Annotated in this window: 18 protein-coding genes and 3 pseudogenes; 14 read left to right on the forward strand and 7 right to left on the reverse strand. The window is 73.3% G+C overall.

The annotated features are described in order from the left end of the window. Positions 1-323 precede the first annotated feature (323 nt). The gene (locus MM438_RS13170; RefSeq protein WP_241453132.1) at positions 324-650 is read right to left on the reverse strand and encodes a hypothetical protein; all 327 of its coding nucleotides are present in this window, start codon (positions 648-650) and stop codon (positions 324-326) included. Between the two features lie 946 nt (positions 651-1,596). Here MM438_RS13170 and MM438_RS13175 point away from each other — a divergent pair. The 8 genes and pseudogenes from MM438_RS13175 (at position 1,597) to MM438_RS13210 (ending at position 7,519) form a co-directional block, all read left to right on the forward strand. Beyond that, entirely contained in the window at positions 1,597-2,475 is an 879-nt protein-coding gene (locus MM438_RS13175) for a glycosyltransferase family 2 protein (protein WP_241453134.1), read from the forward strand. 154 nt (positions 2,476-2,629) lie between these two features. Next, positions 2,630-2,984 (forward strand): annotated as a pseudogene (locus MM438_RS13180) (sodium:solute symporter family transporter); the annotation flags it as partial. A gap of 88 nt (positions 2,985-3,072) precedes the next feature. Continuing rightward, positions 3,073-3,687 (forward strand): annotated as a pseudogene (locus tag MM438_RS13185) (MFS transporter); the annotation flags it as partial. Positions 3,688-3,779: 92 nt separating this feature from the next. After that, entirely contained in the window at positions 3,780-4,145 is a 366-nt protein-coding gene (locus tag MM438_RS13190; protein ID WP_241453136.1) for an MFS transporter, read from the forward strand. Between the two features lie 83 nt (positions 4,146-4,228). Continuing rightward, a complete protein-coding gene (locus MM438_RS13195; protein ID WP_241453138.1) occupies positions 4,229-5,233 on the forward strand; it encodes a metal ABC transporter substrate-binding protein in 1,005 nt (334 codons plus the stop codon). Further along, positions 5,230-6,090, forward strand: coding sequence for a metal ABC transporter ATP-binding protein (locus MM438_RS13200; protein WP_241453140.1), 861 nt, complete (start codon positions 5,230-5,232; stop codon positions 6,088-6,090). The genes MM438_RS13195 and MM438_RS13200 overlap by 4 nt, the downstream gene beginning before the upstream one ends. Continuing rightward, entirely contained in the window at positions 6,083-7,072 is a 990-nt protein-coding gene (locus MM438_RS13205) for a metal ABC transporter permease (RefSeq protein ID WP_241453141.1), read from the forward strand. The genes MM438_RS13200 and MM438_RS13205 overlap by 8 nt, the downstream gene beginning before the upstream one ends. A 57-nt stretch (positions 7,073-7,129) precedes the next feature. Continuing rightward, positions 7,130-7,519, forward strand: a complete 390-nt coding sequence (locus tag MM438_RS13210; protein ID WP_241453144.1) for a Fur family transcriptional regulator — start codon at positions 7,130-7,132, stop codon at positions 7,517-7,519. Between the two features lie 99 nt (positions 7,520-7,618). Here the strand turns inward: MM438_RS13210 and MM438_RS13215 are convergent, their stop codons facing one another. Continuing rightward, a complete protein-coding gene (locus MM438_RS13215) occupies positions 7,619-8,719 on the reverse strand; it encodes a CobW family GTP-binding protein (protein WP_241453146.1) in 1,101 nt (366 codons plus the stop codon). A 117-nt stretch (positions 8,720-8,836) separates the two neighbouring features. On the opposite strand from MM438_RS13215, the gene rpmB reads away from it, so the two are divergent. After that, positions 8,837-9,073, forward strand: coding sequence for a 50S ribosomal protein L28 (gene rpmB / locus MM438_RS13220; RefSeq protein WP_241453148.1), 237 nt, complete (start codon positions 8,837-8,839; stop codon positions 9,071-9,073). 123 nt (positions 9,074-9,196) lie between these two features. Here rpmB and rpmF read toward each other — a convergent pair whose 3' ends face one another. Then, on the reverse strand, positions 9,197-9,376 hold the full coding sequence (gene rpmF, locus MM438_RS13225) for a 50S ribosomal protein L32 (RefSeq protein ID WP_241453150.1): 180 nt from the start codon (positions 9,374-9,376) through the stop codon (positions 9,197-9,199). Between the two features lie 49 nt (positions 9,377-9,425). On the opposite strand from rpmF, the gene rpmG reads away from it, so the two are divergent. The 5 genes from rpmG to MM438_RS13250 all read left to right on the forward strand — a co-directional run bounded on the left by rpmG (position 9,426) and on the right by MM438_RS13250 (position 10,945). Beyond that, positions 9,426-9,629: a 50S ribosomal protein L33 gene (rpmG, locus tag MM438_RS13230; protein WP_241453152.1), complete on the forward strand. Its 204-nt coding sequence runs from the start codon at positions 9,426-9,428 to the stop codon at positions 9,627-9,629. Continuing rightward, on the forward strand, positions 9,630-9,935 hold the full coding sequence (gene rpsN / locus MM438_RS13235; RefSeq protein WP_241453154.1) for a 30S ribosomal protein S14: 306 nt from the start codon (positions 9,630-9,632) through the stop codon (positions 9,933-9,935). It abuts the gene before it with no gap. 5 nt (positions 9,936-9,940) lie between these two features. Continuing rightward, positions 9,941-10,297 carry an HU family DNA-binding protein gene (locus tag MM438_RS13240; RefSeq protein WP_241453156.1) on the forward strand — a complete coding sequence of 119 codons (357 nt, stop codon included), beginning with the start codon at positions 9,941-9,943 and terminating at the stop codon, positions 10,295-10,297. Beyond that, positions 10,294-10,539: a type B 50S ribosomal protein L31 gene (locus MM438_RS13245; protein WP_241453162.1), complete on the forward strand. Its 246-nt coding sequence runs from the start codon at positions 10,294-10,296 to the stop codon at positions 10,537-10,539. Before MM438_RS13240 ends, MM438_RS13245 begins: the two co-directional genes overlap by 4 nt. A gap of 157 nt (positions 10,540-10,696) precedes the next feature. After that, positions 10,697-10,945, forward strand: coding sequence for a hypothetical protein (locus MM438_RS13250; protein ID WP_241453528.1), 249 nt, complete (start codon positions 10,697-10,699; stop codon positions 10,943-10,945). Positions 10,946-11,024: 79 nt separating this feature from the next. On the opposite strand, the gene MM438_RS13255 is transcribed toward MM438_RS13250, so the two are convergent. The 4 genes and pseudogenes from MM438_RS13255 to pgsB form a co-directional block, all read right to left on the reverse strand. Beyond that, positions 11,025-11,879: a hypothetical protein gene (locus MM438_RS13255; RefSeq protein ID WP_241453164.1), complete on the reverse strand. Its 855-nt coding sequence runs from the start codon at positions 11,877-11,879 to the stop codon at positions 11,025-11,027. Continuing rightward, entirely contained in the window at positions 11,876-14,191 is a 2,316-nt protein-coding gene (locus tag MM438_RS16825; protein WP_338155554.1) for a CapA family protein, read from the reverse strand. The genes MM438_RS13255 and MM438_RS16825 overlap by 4 nt, the downstream gene beginning before the upstream one ends. Then, a complete protein-coding gene (locus MM438_RS13265; protein ID WP_241453168.1) occupies positions 14,188-15,204 on the reverse strand; it encodes a poly-gamma-glutamate biosynthesis protein PgsC/CapC in 1,017 nt (338 codons plus the stop codon). Before MM438_RS13265 ends, MM438_RS16825 begins: the two co-directional genes overlap by 4 nt. Beyond that, positions 15,197-16,444: pseudogene (pgsB, locus tag MM438_RS13270) on the reverse strand (poly-gamma-glutamate synthase PgsB); the annotation flags it as partial. The gene MM438_RS13265 and the pseudogene pgsB, both read right to left, overlap by 8 nt. Positions 16,445-16,481: the final 37 nt, after the last annotated feature.

Below are 16,481 nucleotides of genomic sequence, written 5' to 3' on the forward strand. Positions count from 1 at the left end.
CTGCGGGCGGACAGCCGGACGGCCCCGCGAGGTGGCTACCTCGCGGGGCCGTCCGGCTGCGGATACAGGGCGACCCCAGCCGGGGGGGGGGGTGACTGGGGCCGCCGTGCCTAGGCTCTGGGGGGAAGAGCCCAGGCACTGCGCTCGACCCGCAGGGAGCGCGTACGACCATCATGGGCCTCCTCCGGGACGATGACTAGTCATAGGGGTCATAACCCCCCGAAATGTCACCCATTTGGATCAACAACTTGAAGATTGAACAAGGCGATCGATCCAATCTGCCACGTGACACCTCGGTCTAGGCCAGACGGGCTGGCCATCGGTCACTCACCGGTGCGGCCAGCGAGCACAGCGTCAGCGATGCGACCGCCCGCGGCGGCGGCGCGGACCATGGCGTCGCAGCAGTGCAGCAGCCACAGCCGCACCCCGTCCGGCGTCCCGGTGGCATAGGCCGCCAGCGCCCCGACATACGCCGTCTGCCCCAGCGACCGGTGGCCGCTCTCGGGGACGGCCACCCCGGTCGGGTCGAGCCCGGCCGCCTGCACCACGACCCTCTCCAGGGCGCGCGCGACCATGGCGTTGCCATAGGTGAACGGGCGGGCCGCCGCGACCTCCGCGTGCACCAGCGCCGCCACCACGCCGGCGGGCACCTCCCCCAGGGCGGCCAGCAGCGCGACGACCCCGTCCAGCCGGGCCGGCAGGGCGGCCGGGTCCGCGGCGGGACCGACCTCGACCAGCTCGAGGCACTCCTCCCCGTCCGCCGGGGCCGGCCCAGGGCCTCGGCGGCCACCAGGGGCGACGCGGCGGCCGTGTGCAGCCGGGCCACCGCCTGCCGCGGCGCCGCCGCCAGCACCGACCTCAGGTGCTCCGCCTCCGCCGTCGCCTGGATCGCCCCCCGCATCACCAGCTCGTCCGGCAGCGGGTCCTCGTGCCAGGTCACCGCGCCGCGGGACAGGTCGCGCACCGTCTCCACCGGCAGCTGGATCCCGTCGAGGAAGGCCGTGTCCCGCGCCCCGCGCACCCGCGACTCCGTCGCCGCCTCCGGGATGCGGCGGCGCAACGCCTGGTGCCAACGCAGCTGCGTGCACGCCTCGCGGGCGGCGTCGACCGCCTCACGCACCCCGTCCAGGGCGAGGAGGGGCAGGACCGACCGGGCGACATCGTTGCTCACCCGCGACAGCCTAGAGAGCCGCAGTCCATCGCCATACGATCTGGTCATGCCGGCGGGGCCCGACCGCACCACGGTGCTGATCGCGCTCGCCGCTGCCCTGCCGGCCGCCGTCGCCTGGTCCGCGCTGCGGGTGCCGCCCGCGCCGCCCAGCACCTGCGCGCCCTGCTCGTCTGGGAGGGTGCTCTCTGCTGGCTGCCCCCGCCGCGTGGACCATGGTGCGGCTGCACACCCCCGAGAACGTCGCCGTCGACCGTTCCACGGGCTGACGGCGGAGAAACGTTTCGTGCCCGCACGACTGGGAACCGTCCCAGGACGCCCGTAGTGTTCCTTCCGGTCCTGGAACGAGCCCCCCACCAGGCACTGATGCCGAAACCCCGGAGCCTCACACCTCGGCCTGCACGGCCCCCACGGAACAGGTTGCAGACATGACCATCGGTGTCGTCGTCCCCACCGTGAATCGCCCCGATGCCCTCCGCCGGGTCCTGCACGCCCTCGGGGGCCAGAGCCGCCCCGCCGCAGCCATCGTGGTGGCACCTCCGCTGGCCGACATGCTCCCCCCCGACCTCGACCACCTCGCAGGCCGACCGATCGTCGTGGCCGACGGCGCCCGCGGGGCCTCGGCCCAGCGCAATGCCGCCGTCCGCGCCTTGCCGGACGACGTGGACGTCGTGGTCTTCCTCGACGACGACAGCGTTCCCCGCAGCGACTACCTCGAGCGAGCCGTGGCCGTCCTGGAGACCAATCCCGACGTGATCGGCCTGACCGGGCGGGTCGCCCGCGACGGAGTGGTCGAACGACGCTCGCTCACCGGCGAGGAGATCTCCGCCGCCCTGGAGAGCAGCTGGGCCGACCCCGGCACCACGCTGACCGACATCGACCGGCTCTACGGGACCAACATGGTGGTGCGGGCCGCCGCGGTCCGGGCCGTCCCCTTCGACGAGCGCCTTCCGCTGTACTCCTGGCTCGAAGATCTCGACTTCTCCCGGCGGCTCCTGCGCCGCGGACGGCTCGTGCAGACCATGGAGGCCGTGATCGTCCACCAGGGCAACGACAACGGTGGTCGCACGCAGCATCGGCGGGTCGGCTACAGCCAGGTCGCCAACTTCCTCTACCTGCGGCAGAAGGGCAGCCTCACGACCCGGGAGGCCACCCACCTGGTCGGTCGCCCCCTCCTCAGGACGCTCGTCGGCAGCATCGTCGGTCCTGAGCGGGTGGACCGACGCGAACGCTTGCGGGGGATGGGCCTGGCGGCCTTCGACGCCGCTCGCGGGCGGATCACTCCGGAGCGGATCGTCGACCTCTGAGCGGGTCTCGACGTCCCCGCCGGGTGATCAGGGGCCTCTTCCCGGCATACGGACAGGTCGGGACCACTCACCGCGACCGGCGGACCGCTCGGCCCCTCACCGGCGAGCAGCCCTCGCCGTGCCCGTCCCGCGCGCCGCACAGTGCTGGGAAGTAGGCAGGACGACCACCCCCAAGATCGACTTCATCTCGCTGTCGACGGCGCTGGCCCTCGGCGCCGCCGGCCTGCCGCACGTGCTGATGCGCTTCCACACCGTCCCCTCCTCCCAGGAGGCGCACGTCGGTGGAGTGGGCGATCGGGCTGTTCTACCTGTTCACCCTGGTCATCGACCTCGGCGCGGCGGCGCTCGTGGGCCCCGACGCGATCAAGGCGGCTCCCGGCAAGGAGAGCTTCGCGGCACCCCTGATCGCCCATCACCTCGGCGGCTCGGTGCTGCTGGGCGTCATCGCGGCCATCGCGCTCGCCACGATCCTGGCCGTGGTCGCCGGCCTGACGATCACCGCCGGGGCCGTCCAGCACTGATCTGTCGCACTAGGGTGAGGCGGTGGAGCGACCGCAGGGGCACCGGCCGGGCAGCGCGGGCTACCGCCGCATCACGGTGGCGCTGTTCCTCGGGGGTCTGGCGACCTTCGCCACGATCTACACCACGCAGCCGCTCCTGCCCGAGCTGGCCCGCGCCTTCGGGCTGAGCCCCGCCCGGTCGGCGCTGTCCGTGTCCGCCACGACGCTCTCCCTCGGCGCCTCGATGCTCGCCGTGGGTCCCTCGTCGGAGACCCTCGGGCGCACCCGCGTCATGCACGCCTCGCTGCTGGCGTCCTCCCTGGTCACGGTAGCGACCGCGCTCGCGCCCGGCTGGCACCTGCTGCTGGCCCTGCGGGTGCTCCTCGGGGTCGCGGTGGCGGGACTGCCCGGCGTCGCCGTGGCCTACCTGCGCGAGGAGGTCGACCCGTCGGCCGCGTCCCGGGCGGCCGGGCTCTACATCGGCGGGACGGCCCTCGGCGGGATGGCCGGTCGCTTCGTCACCGGCGGCATCGCGGACCTCGCCGGCTGGCGCCGGGCGATCGCGGCGGTGGGGCTGATGTCGCTCGGGTGCGCGGTGGCGGTGCGGGTGCTGCTGCCGCCGTCTCGCCGGTTCACGCCGGCCCCGCTGCCGCTCGGCGAGCTGCTCGCGATGACCCGCCGGATGGCGACCGACCCGGCGCTGCTCGCGCTCTACGGCATCGCCTTCTGCTCGATGGGTTTCTGCTCGATGGGTGCGTTCATGTCGGCGTTCAACGCCATGGGCTTTCGGCTGGCGCCCGGCTCGTGGTCCTGGTCGCGCTGGTGGTCTTCGGGGCCGGGCTCGCGATCACCCTGGCGACACCGCTGTGGTTGGTGGTCGTCGGGCTGTCGGTGGTGTCGGTGGGCTTCTTCGCCGCGCACGGGGTGGCGTCGGGGTGGGTGGCCGAGCGGGCGGTGCGGGTGGGCCGTGGGACGGCGCAGGCCACCTCGCTCTACCTGTTCGCGTACTACCTGGGGTCGTCGGTGTGCGGGACGGTCGCCGGGGTGGCGTGGAGCGCGGGCGGCTGGCCCCTGGTGGTGGCGTGGACGGGTGGTCTGGTGCTCGTGGCGCTGGCGCTCGCGCTGTGGTTGCGGCGGGTGCCGGTCCTGGCCGCGACCACCGGCCCCTGACCTCGCCACGGCGAACCGCGGCGATTTGCCGGACATCTCGCGAGAGATTGACAATGATTGTCATTTCGGGTCACGCTTGGTACATGAACCATCGCCTCCTTGTCGCCTGCACCCTGTCCACCCTTGCGCTCACCGCCTGCGGTGGCGGAGGGTCCGCGACGAGCACCAGCACTGCCGGAGGGGGTCCGAGCAGCGCTGGGGCGGGTGCAGGCGGCAAGGTCGGCGTGGTCGCGAGCTTCTACCCGCTCGAGTTCGCCGTCCGGCAGATCGGCGGCGACCACGTCGACGTCACCAACCTGACCAAGCCCGGCGAGGAGCCGCACGAGCTCGAGCTCAAGCCGCAGGACGTCGCCACGGTCAGCAAGGCCCAGCTCGCGGTCTACGAGAAGGGCCTGCAGCCCGCCGTCGACGACGCGGTCAAGCCGCTGGGCGACAAGGCCTTCGACGTCGCCACCGCTGCGAACCTCACCCTCAAGGCCCCCGACGAGGGCGAGGAGCACGAGGAGCACGGGGCATCCTCGGCCGGCGCGACCCCGGAGGAGCACGAGCACGAGCACGACCACGGCGCCCAGGACCCGCACTTTTGGCTCGACCCGCAGCGCTACGCCGCGGTCGCCGACGCCATCGCCGCCCGCCTCGCCACGGCCGACCCCGCCCACAAGGCGGACTACGACAAGAACCTCGCGTCGTTCAAGGAGCGCCTCACCGCCCTTGACAAGGACTTCGCCACCCACCTGAAGACCTGCACCACCAAGCAGCTCGTCACCAGCCACGCCGCCTTCGGCTACCTCGCCGAGCGCTACGGTCTCACCCAGGTCCCGATCTCCGGCATCTCCCCCGAGGAGGAGCCCGACCCCGCCAAGCTCGCCAAGGTCGCGGCCTTCGCCAAGGCCAACAAGATCTCCACGATCTATGCCGAGACCCTGGTCTCCAAGGCCACCGCCGAGACCGTCGCCAAGGAGACCGGCGCCACGGTCGCCGTCCTCGACCCGATCGAGGGAATCACCGACACCTCCGCCGGCAAGGACTACCTTGAGGTGATGGCGGCCAACCTCGCCACCCTCCAGAAGGGCCAGTCCTGCCAGTGACCTCTCCCCGCGTCGGCGCGTCCGACGCCCCCCTCATCACGCTGCGGTCGGCAACCTTCGGGTATGCCGACCGCGCGGTCGTCGTCGACGCCGACCTGGTCGTGCGGCCCGGCGAGGCGCTCGCCCTGCTCGGCCCCAACGGCTGCGGCAAGTCCACGCTGGTCAAGGGGCTCCTCGGCCTCAACGACCACCTCGGCGGCGAGGTCGAGCTCTTCGGCGCACCCCTCGCCCGCTTCCGCCAGCGCCACCGCCTGGGCTACGTGCCGCAACGGCATACCCTCTCCACCACCGTCTCGGCGACGGTCACCGAGGTCGTCGCCGCCGGACGCCTGCCCCACCAGGGCCTGCTGGCCCGGCTCGGGCGACGCGACCGCCAGGTGATCGCCGAGTCGCTCGAGCTCGTGGGGCTGACCGAGTTCGCCCGGCACGACGTCGCCACGCTGTCCGGCGGCCAGCAGCGCCGGGTCCTCATCGCCCGGGCGCTGGCCGGCGAGCCGGACGCCCTGGTCATGGACGAGCCGACCGCAGGCGTGGACACCGCCAACCAGCGGCTGCTCGCCACCGTCCTGCACCGGCTGCGTGACCGCGGCGTCGGCCTGCTCATCGTCACGCACGAGGTCGACGCCCTGGAGGATCTGCTCGACCGGGTCGTCTACCTGCGCGGCGGGCAGATCGCCTTCGACGGGACGCTGCCGCAGTTCCTCGCCAGCGCGGGGGCCGACCCCTGGACCCTCGGGGACCATCACCACCACGACCCCGACCCCGACGCGCGACCGGCGGCAGGCTGGGTCCAGGTGCGACCGGCCGCCACCCGGCGCCCCGGCACCACCCGCCTCGAGGAGGACCCCCGTGCTTGAGCTGTGGAGCTTCGACTTCATGCGGCGGGCCCTGCTCGCCGCGCTGCTCGTGGGGGCCGCCGCCCCCATGGTGGGGACCTTCCTGGTGCAGCGCCGGCTGTCGCTGGTCGGCGACGGGATGGGCCACGTCGCACTGGCGGGGGTCTCCGTCGGCCTGATCACCGGGCAGCAACCGGTCGCCACCGCCCTGGTCGCCGCCGTGGCGTGCGCCGTCGTCATCGAGCTGATCCAGCGCTACGGCCGGGCCAGCGGGGACGTGGCGCTCGCGGTGATGTTCTACGGCGGGATCGCGCTCGGCGTCGTCCTCATGCCCGGCGCGGCCGGCAAGGGCGGGGCCAGCCTCACCAGCTATCTGTTCGGCGCGATCACCACGACGAGCGAGGAGGACCTGGTCGTCTTCGCCGTGCTCGCCGTCGTCGTCGTGCTGCTGACCTGGCTGCTGCGGCCGCGCCTGTTCGCCGTCGCCGCCGACGAGGAGTGGTCCCGCGCCGCCGGCCTGCCCGTCCTCGCGCTCAACCTCGTCCTCGGGATCCTCACGGCCGTCACCGTCGTCGTGGCGATGCGGGTCGTCGGGCTGCTCCTCATCTCGGCGCTGATGATCCTGCCCAACGCCGCCGCCCAGCAGGTCGCCCGCTCGTTCCGCACCACGCGGGTGGTCGCCGTGGCGCTCGGGGTGCTGTGCGCCACCGGCGGCGTCGTCGCGTCATACCAGCTCAACACCCCCTCGGGCGGGACCATCGTGCTGATGGTGCTGGCGGCCTTCGTGCTGCTCGCGGTCGGGTCGGCCGTCGCCCGCTGGGTCCGGGCCCGCGGCCACCGGTGGGCCGAGACCCACGAGCACGAGCACGGCCCCGGATGCGGTCACGAGGCGGTCCCGCACGGCGATCACACGGACTACCTGCATGATGGGCACCTGCACTCCCCCCACGGGGACCACTACGACGAGCACCACCCGGACCACCAGCACGAGCAGCACGTATGACGAGGAGGGCGGCGCCGAGGCCGCCGGCCCCGTGACAGCCTTGAGGAGCCCACGCCCATGACCGAGACCGAACGACGCTCCACCAAGCAGCGCGCCGCCGTCGAGCAGGTGCTGCGCGAGACCGACGACTTCGTCTCCGCCCAGGCGCTGCACGCCCGGATGCGCGCCGACGGGAGCACGGTCGGGCTCGCCACGGTCTATCGCGCGCTGAACGCCATGGTCGAAGACGAGCGCGTGGACATGCTGCGCATCGACGACGGCGAGGCGCGCTACCGCCTGTGCACGTCCGACGAGCACCACCACCACCTGGTCTGCCGCGAGTGCGGGCGCACCGTCGAGGTCGAGGGCCCGGCGGTGGAGTCGTGGGCCGACGCGGTCGCCCGCGAGCACGGCTTCCGCGACGTGTCGCACACCCTCGAGGTCTTCGGCACCTGCGACCGCCACTGAGCCGCCCCCGCCCCCCTCCGTCGCACCGCTGGGGGCACGTGGTGGGATCCGCGCGGCGTGTCGCGGCCACGTGCCACCAGTGGCGGGAGCTGCGGGGCGTCAGGCGACCTCGGCGGTGCCCTCCTCGCCGAGCCACTCCTCGAAGCCGTCCCGCCGCCCGAGCCAGCGCTCGCGCGCCGTCACCATCTCGGCGTCGGTCATCACGCTCTCCTCGAAGGCGCGGGTCACCTCGACGGCGGTCTCGTCGTCGGTGGTCACGACCAGGCGGGTCGCCCGCTCGCACCCCTCCCAGCCGCCGATCGAGCCGATCGAGAGCTGGCCGCCGCTGGCCTCCCACGCGATCGCGGTGCCCGGCCGCCCGGGCAGCCAGAAGGCTCCCCGACCGCGCACCTCTCCCCCGCCGAGCTGCTCGAGCCGGTCCAGCAGCCGACCCGGGTGGAAGGGCCGCCAGGTCGACAGCTCGAGCGTGCGCAGCCCACCCGCCGGCGCGGCCCCGGTGGCCCGGCGCCGCCGCGGGTCCACGAACTCCCGGGCCCGCGTGACCGACCAGCCGCGCTCGACCACGGCGGCCCCGGACAGCGCGGACAGCCCGAAGGTCACGCTGCTGTCCGGGCGACGCAGGTGGTCGAGCAGCGCGGTGTCGGAGTCGTCGAAGGACTCCTGAGCCACGACGATCGCGTCGGCGAGCTCGAGCTGCTGGACGAGGGTCTCGCCGTAGGCCCGCCGGTCGTCCTCGGTCATCGCGAGGCCGAGCTCGGCGAGCAGCGGGTCGTCGAAGACCCCGGCGCACAGCTCCGGGCAGCTGACGACCGTGACGACGCCGCGCAGGTCGAGGTGGTCGGCGACGCGGCCGCCGTCGTCGAGGTGGGCCTCGGCGATGCCGAGCGCCATGGGCAGCGGCTCGGCGGCGACGGGCAGCGCGACCACGAGCGTGGTCCAGCGTCCGGTCTCGGCCAGGCGCACCAGGGTCGGCAGGATCGCCTCCCGCATCGAGCAGGACAGGCAGGGGTGGGCGACGTCCTGGCCGTCCTCCTCGACCACGCCGGTGAGGTCGCTGACGGACCACCGCACCTGTCCGGCCTCGGGGTCCACGGCGAGCCGCACGACGGCCGATCCCGGCAGGTCGCACTGCAACCCCATCGCGGTGACGGCCTGGTCGGTCGCGTCGAGACCGGCGACGACGAGGACGGGGGTGGCCATGAGGTCCTCCTGGGCTCGGGGGCGGTATGCCGGTCGGTCCCGGCAGACTCGGCTTGTTAATTATGAGAATCGTTCTCTACTGTAGCGCAGGTCCCAGACCCTTCCCGAGGAGGACCCATGTCCGCGCACTGCCAGCTCACCGGCAAGAAGCCGAGCTTCGGCAACACCATCAGCCACTCGCACAAGCGCACGAGCCGGCGCTTCGACCCCAACATCCAGACCCGGACCTACTACGCGCCGAGCCTGGGGCGGAAGGTCACGCTGCGCCTGTCGACCTCGGGGATCCGCACCGTCGACAAGATCGGCATCGACGCGGCCGTCGCCCGCATCCAGGCCCGCGGCGAGCGGGTCTGATCGCCGGCCGCACGGTCCGGGCGGTTCTGCAGGGCGCGCCCTGGCCGGACCACCCTCCGACCGGACCGGCCCCTGCTCGGGCCGCACCCCGCCGGGGGGACGCACCCCCGGCCGGGCCGGGACTCAGCGGGGCAGCGTCGACGGATCGACCAGGCCGCGCTGGACCGCCCGCACGAGCCGACGGGGCACCCGCAGCGTGACCCCGTCGACGGCCACCGGGACGAGAGGGGTGGCCTCGGTGCGCCAGTTGGCGCGGCGGGAGCGGGTGTTGGAGCGGGACATCTTGCGCTTGGGGACGGCCATGACGGCTCCTCCTCGGGTCGCGGGACAGGACGCCCCATCCCTATCAGATATGATTACCATTCTCATATCTACGCAGGAGGCAGCAGTGGCCAAGAGCACTGACGTCCGGCCCAAGATCAAACTCCGGTCCACGGCCGGGACCGGCTACACGTACATCACCCGCAAGAACCGCCGCAACGACCCCGACCGCCTGGTCATCCGCAAGTACGACCCGGTCGTCCGCCGGCACGTCGAGTTCAAGGAGGAGCGCTGAATGGCCAAGAAGTCCAAGATCGCCCGCGACCAGCAGCGTCGCGCCGTCGTCGCCCGGTACGCCGAGGAGCGGGCCGATCTCAAGCGCACCATCGCCAGCCCCAGCAGCACCCCGCAGGAGCGGCAGGAGGCCCAGCTGCGGCTGCAGCGGATGCCCCGCGACGCCAGCCGCACCCGACTGCGCAACCGGGACGTCGTCGACGGACGACCCCGGGCGGTCTACCGCACGTTCGGCCTGTCCCGGGTCCGGCTGCGCGAGATGGCCCACGCGGGCGAGCTCCCCGGCATCACGAAGTCGAGCTGGTGAGCGGCGTGCATGATCCCCACGACGCGAGCGCCCCGCCCGAGCAGCACGCGGGTGGGGTCGACGACCTCCCCGCCCGGACACTCGGCACGCGCGGCGTGATCGACGAGATCAACCGGCGCACCGACCTGCCGCCGGTGCAGGTCGGCCAGGTCCTCGGCGCCCTCGCCGACGTCCTGCGCGAGTGCGCCTCCGACGGGACGCGGGTCAACCTCACCGGCGTCCTGTCCATGGAAAGGGTGCACCGGGCCGCCCGCACCGTCCGCAACCCCCGCACCGGTGTGCCCCTCCAGGTGCCCGCCCAGCATGGGGTCCGCATCACGCCCGGCAGCACGCTCAAGTCCGCCGCCCGAGGAGCACGATGAAGCCCGACATCCACCCCGACTACCACCCCGTCGTCTTCCGCGACCGGTCTGCCGACTTCGCGTTCCTCACCCGGTCGACGGCCACCAGCTCCGAGACGATCGTGTGGGAGGACGGCAACACCTATCCCTTGATCACGGTGGACGTCTCCTCCGCGTCGCACCCCTTCTACACCGGCAAGCAGCGGGTCATGGACTCCGCGGGCCGAGTGGAGCGGTTCAACCGTCGCTACGGCCGCTCCTGACACGCGGCGGGTCCCCCGGTGGCGATGACGGTCGCCACCGGGATCCCAGCCCGCATGGCGTAACGTCACCACAAAAGGCGCCACCACATCTCCCCTCTCGGCGTAGCCTCGTCACTGAGCGCGACGAGATGCTCAGCCATGAGAGCAGGAGGGGACCATGACCCACGTCGACATCACCGATCACGAGCACTGCGCCGGTGACGGCTGCCAGACCGTCGAGCACGACGGCCACCTGGACCACGTCCACGGCGACGAGCACCACCGCGAGGCGGTGCTGCACGACGGTCACGGGCACGTGCACACCGAGGGCGACGGCTGCCAGACCGTCGAGCACGACGGCCACCTGGACCATGTCCACGACGGGCACCGGCACTTCCAGCACGGGGACCACGTGCACGAGCACTGACCGCCGGGGATGCCCCGGACCGGCCCCTCCAGGTCCGACCCGGAGGGGCCGGGGCCGCTCCCTCCGAGGGCCACCGTCGTCAGGGTGCAGGCACCTCACGCAGGACCTGCACGATCGCCTCGACCAGACGACCTCGCAGCGCCGGGTCGTCCCGCACCCGGTCGTCCGCCTCGACGTGGACGAACTGCGCGCCCACCCGGGCGGCGTGCTGTCCCTCGACGTTGGTCCGGGCCGCGAGCTGCTCACCGCGCCCACCTTCCGCGACCAGGACCGGGAACCCGGCCCGCCCGATCCCCTCGGCGAGACCCCGCAGGACCTCGCCGGGTTCGGTCGCCCCGCCGGCGACGACCACGGCCGGATAGTCCGGATGACGCTCGCGACTGAATCCGTGCAGCTGCAGCACCACCCATCCCGGACGCACCACAGCTCGGTCGACCGCCGCGAAGACGGCATCACCGGCGTGCGCCACGTCGGCGTCGTCGCCCGCATCCCGCAGGCTCCCGGCCATGAGCAGGGCCCGCGCACGGGTGCGCTCGAAGACTGCCGTCCCCATCTCGTCGGTGAAGCGGTCCGACCGCGGGTGCGGGATCTCGACGGCCAAGGCCGCGGCAGTTCCGGGACGGCGGGCGACGTACAAGCCCTCACCGGTGGTGGGCGCCCCCTGGGGGACGAGGGCACGGGCACGCTCGTCGGTGCTCAGGGCCACCCTGGCGACGACGTACCGCGGCTGGGGACGGACATCCTCCCCCTCCACGAGAGCCCGAACCGCAGCGGCCATCTCGTCGGCCCGCCCGTCGAAGGTCGGACCGGTCGTCGCCGGAGCCCGGTCCTGGACGACCCGGACCACGGCGGGCAGGAGCGGATCGGGGGGCGGCGCATGACAGGCCGCGAGCAGCGCGCACCCGGCCACCCCGACCCACCGGGCCACGCTCATGCCCTGCCGGTCGTGGCGGTGAGCTCCTCGGCCACCGTCCCGGACCAGTGCGGGTCCAGGGGGCTCTCGGGCGAGCTGTCGCTGTCCCGGGACAGCGTGATCCCACCGCTGGTGGGGCTGAGGACGACGTCGGGACGGCGCCCCTGGGCGGTCCAGCGGATCAGCATCACGTCGTCCACGGCCAGCCGGGCGCCGGCCACCCCGTCGCGGGGAGACCGCAGCCGCAGGAACGGCTGGACCGCCGTCATACCGGCGGGAACCGTCACGGTGACCCTCACCGCACGGCAGTCGTGAGCCTCCCGGGAGACGTCGGGCAGCACGGCCACGGTCCGCTGCCCGGGCACCGTCGGCCCCCCGGCGGACCACCGCAGCTCGGCCGAGGCGCCCGCCGAGGCATGGCGGAGCGACAGCACGAGCCAGAGCCGCTCCCCCGGGGTGACCGGGAGTCGGTGAGCGGTGCGGACGACCACGTCGGCCCCGCTGGCCGGTCCCCGGGCGAGCTCCAGGCCGCGCTGGGCCACCACGTCCTGGCCCGCGCCGACGCAGGCGGCCGCATTGGTGCGACGGCTGCTCGCCGGCAGCGACCACGACGCCGTCCCGGACGCACCCGGATCCTCGAAACCGCCGGTCCCCAGGAGCAGGTCGCTGCCTTCCTTGGCCGAGGGCGGCATCGCGACCGGGGACCAGCCGGGCTGGATCCGGGTGAGCGAACGGGCTCCCACGTGCCGGGTCTCGATCGTCGACAGGGACGGCGAGGTCGCAGCGATGGTCACCGCCGAGGGGTCGGTCACGACACCGGCGGCACGCGGACCTGCCACCAGCCTGGCCACCGCCGCGGCCACCGCGGGCGGGGCCTGCTGCGGCAGGCCGTGGACCGACATGATCGGGTCCGCGGAGACCAGGACCGGCCGCCCGGCCACCAGGTCGACCCGCTGCACCGCGCCGGACATGGAGCTCCACGAGGTCTGGTCCGCGAGCAGGGTCCCCAGCCCGGGGAGCAGGGCCGTCCCCGCCGGCAGGGCGCTCGCCCCGACAGGTGCCCCGTGCTGGCCCACCACGACCACGGCTCCGGCCTGGCGCGCCACCGTCCCCAGCTGCAGGGCACCGGGTGTGGGATCGGGACGTCCGTCGGTGCCGGTGATCATCACCACCACGTCCTGGTGGGCGGCGCGGGCCCGGGACACCGTGCGTCGCAGCCGGTCGGTGGAGCAGCGGGCCGCACCCCCTCGACCGCCCTGGGCCACCCTCGACGACGGGCGGGGGCCGGGGTCGATCAAGCAGGCCACGTAGGCGATCCGCCGCCGCCCGGCCGACACCTGCAGCGGCTTCCAGGCCTCGTCCTCGGTCCGCCCGGCCCCGACGTGCCTGACCCCGGCGGCGTCGAGAGCCGCCACGGTGTCCCGCAGACCGGGCGCCCCGGCGTCGTTGACGTGCGCCGACGCCAGGTCGACGACGGACACCCCCGACCGCTTCAACCACATGGCCTGCGACACCTGGTCGGCCGAAGCCGGACCAGCCGCCGGCGGGGTCGTCGGTGCCGGCGGGGACGACGGTGCCGGTGCAGGACTCGGGGCGCGCCCCGGCGCGGGCGTCGCGCCGGGGCGGCCCGGCCGGGCCGGCCGTGCCGGACCCGAGGGCGCAGGCGTGCGACCCGAGCGCGCCGGCGCAGGCGTGCGACCCGAGGGCGCCGGGGCAGGCGTGCGACCGCCCCCGAGCGCGCCGGGCATCGTGGCCGGGGATCGCCGGCCGAGGGGTCCCCGCAGCACGACCGCGGCGAGGGTGCCGTCCGTCAGCAGCGGACGCACCCCGGACAACGGATCTCGGTCTTTCGAGCCCGCGCCGTGCGGCGGGTGACCGGCATCCCCCCGGGATGCCACGCGCAGCGACGCTCCGTCGAGGGACACCTCCCCGGCGAACCGCAGGCTTACGCTGTCGTCAGGCGCCAGGGCCACACGGGCGGCGCCACCGGGGTGCACCCCCAGGACCCGGGTGACTCGGCCGGGAGCGGTCACCGAGACATATCGACTCGATGCGACGTTCAGCGGGACGACCCCGTCGGGTCCCGAGCGGACCTCCCGGTCCCGGTCCTGCACCGTGGCCTCCGGCACCCGGCGCCCGCTCTCGTCCACCACCTCGATCGGGGCGTTGGGTGGCCGGGGTGGTGCCGGCACCGGAGTCCCGGCCGTGATCACGGCCAGGGCGAGCGACGTGGCGACGACCCCCGCAGCGGGAGGCCACAGCCGGCGCGTGGCCGAGGGCGTGACCTCCACCTGGTGGGTGCGACCACGTCGACGGGTCAGGTGGGACGTCATAGGAGACCTCCGGCGGTCATGGTGGCGGCGGCGACGAGCGAGGCCCCGGCATACACCCCGGTCGCGGTGAGGGTGGTGCCCCAGACGGTCCGCTCCCAGCCCTGTCGCTGGGCGTCGTTGGCGATCAGCGAGGGCACCACGACGGTCGCGGCGGTCAGGCCGCGCCAGGGGATGAAGTCGCCCTGCGACAGATAGGTCATGGCGATCTCCACGGTCCAGGCCACGACGGACCCGACGAGGAGCATGGCGGCGAGCTTGCGCCGCCCGAACAGCAGCAGTCGAGGCATCAGGACGTGCACGACCAGTGCCCAGGTCACCAGGGCGACCACCACGGTGAAGACCAGGTCGGACCAGCGCGGCCCCACCAGCGCCAGATAGGCGCCCGTGACGAAGCCACCGGAGCGCAGGCCGAGCCGGGAGAACACGACCATGCCGACGAGGACCGACAGGGCCACGGCATACAGCAGGATCTCGCGCGGATAGCCGGTGACCGAGGCCAGGTGCATGGGCTGGTCCACCGCCGCCCCCGGCGCGATCGCCAGCAGGACCGAGGCCAGCCAGGCGACGACGCCGAGGAAGGCCGTGGTGGCCAGCACCACCAGGACCGTACGACCCGGGCGCTGGCGCGCCATGTCGTGCGCGATGATCCCGGGGATGAGGAAGCCGATCCCCGCGATCCCGGCCAGGCTCGGGTCCAGGTTCCCCAGGGCGCGAGCCAGCAGGGCGGTGGTCATGATCAGACCCAGACCGACGAGGACCTCGATCTCGAACTTCCTGCGGCCGTAGAGGATCCGGCGGCGACCGATCACCCGGTTGACGATGACGAAGGTGAGGTAGCCGATGCCCAGGGTGCCGGCGACGGCCACCGGGCGGCCCAGGGCGAGCGCGAGGTATGCCGGGACGATGGCTCCCCCCGTGGTCAGCTGGATGCGCTCGTAGACGAGCATCGACAGGACGACTCCCACCAGCACCGTGATGCGGACGACCTCGGGGGTGAAGGCGTACTCAGGCACGAGCAGCCTCCCCCAGGCCGGGCACCCCGGCGCGACGCGTCGTCGCCGCCAGCACCCGCTGACGGCCCAGCGGTGCCCGGGCCGGAAGCATCGACTCGGCGATCTCGTCGTCGGAGCGGTCGCCCAGCAGGTGCGCGAAGTGCTCGATCAGCAGCTCGGCCTGGTCCGTGTGGATGTTGATCATGCCCACGAGGACCCCCTCCTCCCCGGGGACCAGCCCCGCGATCGTGCTCAGGATCTCCTCGAGGCTGGGCTGCACGGTCTCCCCGAGGTGGTGGATCCGGTCCCGGTCGTACCCGCGCTCGACCATCGTGGCGGTCACCGTCTCCTCGTAGGCCCCGAAGGTGATGACGTGATCGAGGTAGCCCGCCAGGTCGTCGGGCACCATGTGGGCGAAGAGCTCGGCCCGCCGGCCCCGGTCATGACGGTTGTTCAGCACGCCGATCACCGGGGCGCCCTCGGGAAAGACCGGCTTGAGGTTGGCGAAGGTGAGGATCACCGACTCGCGGTCGTTGGCGGCGAACATCGGCACCCACAGGATCCGCTTGCCGAGGATGTCGTAGGTGCGCAGCCGGACCACGCCGACGTCCGGGACCGACTTCCACATGCCGCGGATGGCGACCTCGCGGGGAATCCCCAGCAGCCGGGCGATCTCCAGCCCGGTGGCCACGTTGTCGCGGAACTGGAGGTAGTCGAAGCCGCGCATGTCGTCGTCGGTGACCTGCGCGGGATCGGCGTAGATCAGCGTGGACCCGCGCTCGGCGGCATTGCGCGCCAGCCGCTCCCGCAGGTGGGGACGGTCCTCCGCCGTCACCAGGATCCCGTTGCGGGGGATGGTCCGGGACAGCGAGTCCGCGATCTCCTCCAGGGTCTCGCCCATCTCCTCCTGGTGGTCCAGGCGCACGTTGGTGATGACCGTGATGTCCGAGCGGACCATGAACTCCTGGGCGTACTCCTGGTAGAGCGGTCGCACGGCCATGCATTCGATGACCAGCGCCTCCACGTCGGGCTGCACGTGCTCGGCCACGACGTCGATCTGCTCGTTGATGGTGGCGGCTCCCCGGCGGGCGATGGGGGTCTCGTGACCGTTGGGGGAGATGACCCGGGCGGCCGACCCCGTCGTCTTGGCCACCGTCACGTAGCCGCCCTCGCGCAGGACCCCGGCCATCAGGCGAGTCACGGTGGACTTGCCCCGGATCCCGTTGACGTGCAGCCGCACGTCCAGCTGGTCCAGCCGACGCCGGTGGGCCTGGGTGGCCTACCGCCAGTAGCCCATC

Source organism: Arsenicicoccus dermatophilus (assembly GCF_022568795.1).
Taxonomy (GTDB): Bacteria; Actinomycetota; Actinomycetes; order Actinomycetales; family Dermatophilaceae; genus Arsenicicoccus; species Arsenicicoccus dermatophilus.

What these genes read in the sequence shown, in the direction of transcription:
- MM438_RS13175 (WP_241453134.1), top strand. Translation starts at nt 1,597, where the DNA reads ATGACCATCGGTGTCGTCGTCCCCACCGTGAATCGCCCCGATGCCCTC.
- MM438_RS13195 (WP_241453138.1), top strand. Translation starts at nt 4,229, where the DNA reads ATGAACCATCGCCTCCTTGTCGCCTGCACCCTGTCCACCCTTGCGCTC.
- MM438_RS13210 (WP_241453144.1), top strand. Translation starts at nt 7,130, where the DNA reads ATGACCGAGACCGAACGACGCTCCACCAAGCAGCGCGCCGCCGTCGAG.
- MM438_RS13215 (WP_241453146.1), bottom strand. Translation starts at nt 8,719, where the DNA reads ATGGCCACCCCCGTCCTCGTCGTCGCCGGTCTCGACGCGACCGACCAG.
- rpmB (WP_241453148.1), top strand. Translation starts at nt 8,837, where the DNA reads ATGTCCGCGCACTGCCAGCTCACCGGCAAGAAGCCGAGCTTCGGCAAC.
- rpmF (WP_241453150.1), bottom strand. Translation starts at nt 9,376, where the DNA reads ATGGCCGTCCCCAAGCGCAAGATGTCCCGCTCCAACACCCGCTCCCGC.
- rpmG (WP_241453152.1), top strand. Translation starts at nt 9,426, where the DNA reads ATGATTACCATTCTCATATCTACGCAGGAGGCAGCAGTGGCCAAGAGC.
- rpsN (WP_241453154.1), top strand. Translation starts at nt 9,630, where the DNA reads ATGGCCAAGAAGTCCAAGATCGCCCGCGACCAGCAGCGTCGCGCCGTC.
- MM438_RS13245 (WP_241453162.1), top strand. Translation starts at nt 10,294, where the DNA reads ATGAAGCCCGACATCCACCCCGACTACCACCCCGTCGTCTTCCGCGAC.
- MM438_RS13250 (WP_241453528.1), top strand. Translation starts at nt 10,697, where the DNA reads ATGACCCACGTCGACATCACCGATCACGAGCACTGCGCCGGTGACGGC.
- MM438_RS13255 (WP_241453164.1), bottom strand. Translation starts at nt 11,879, where the DNA reads ATGAGCGTGGCCCGGTGGGTCGGGGTGGCCGGGTGCGCGCTGCTCGCG.
- MM438_RS16825 (WP_338155554.1), bottom strand. Translation starts at nt 14,191, where the DNA reads ATGACGTCCCACCTGACCCGTCGACGTGGTCGCACCCACCAGGTGGAG.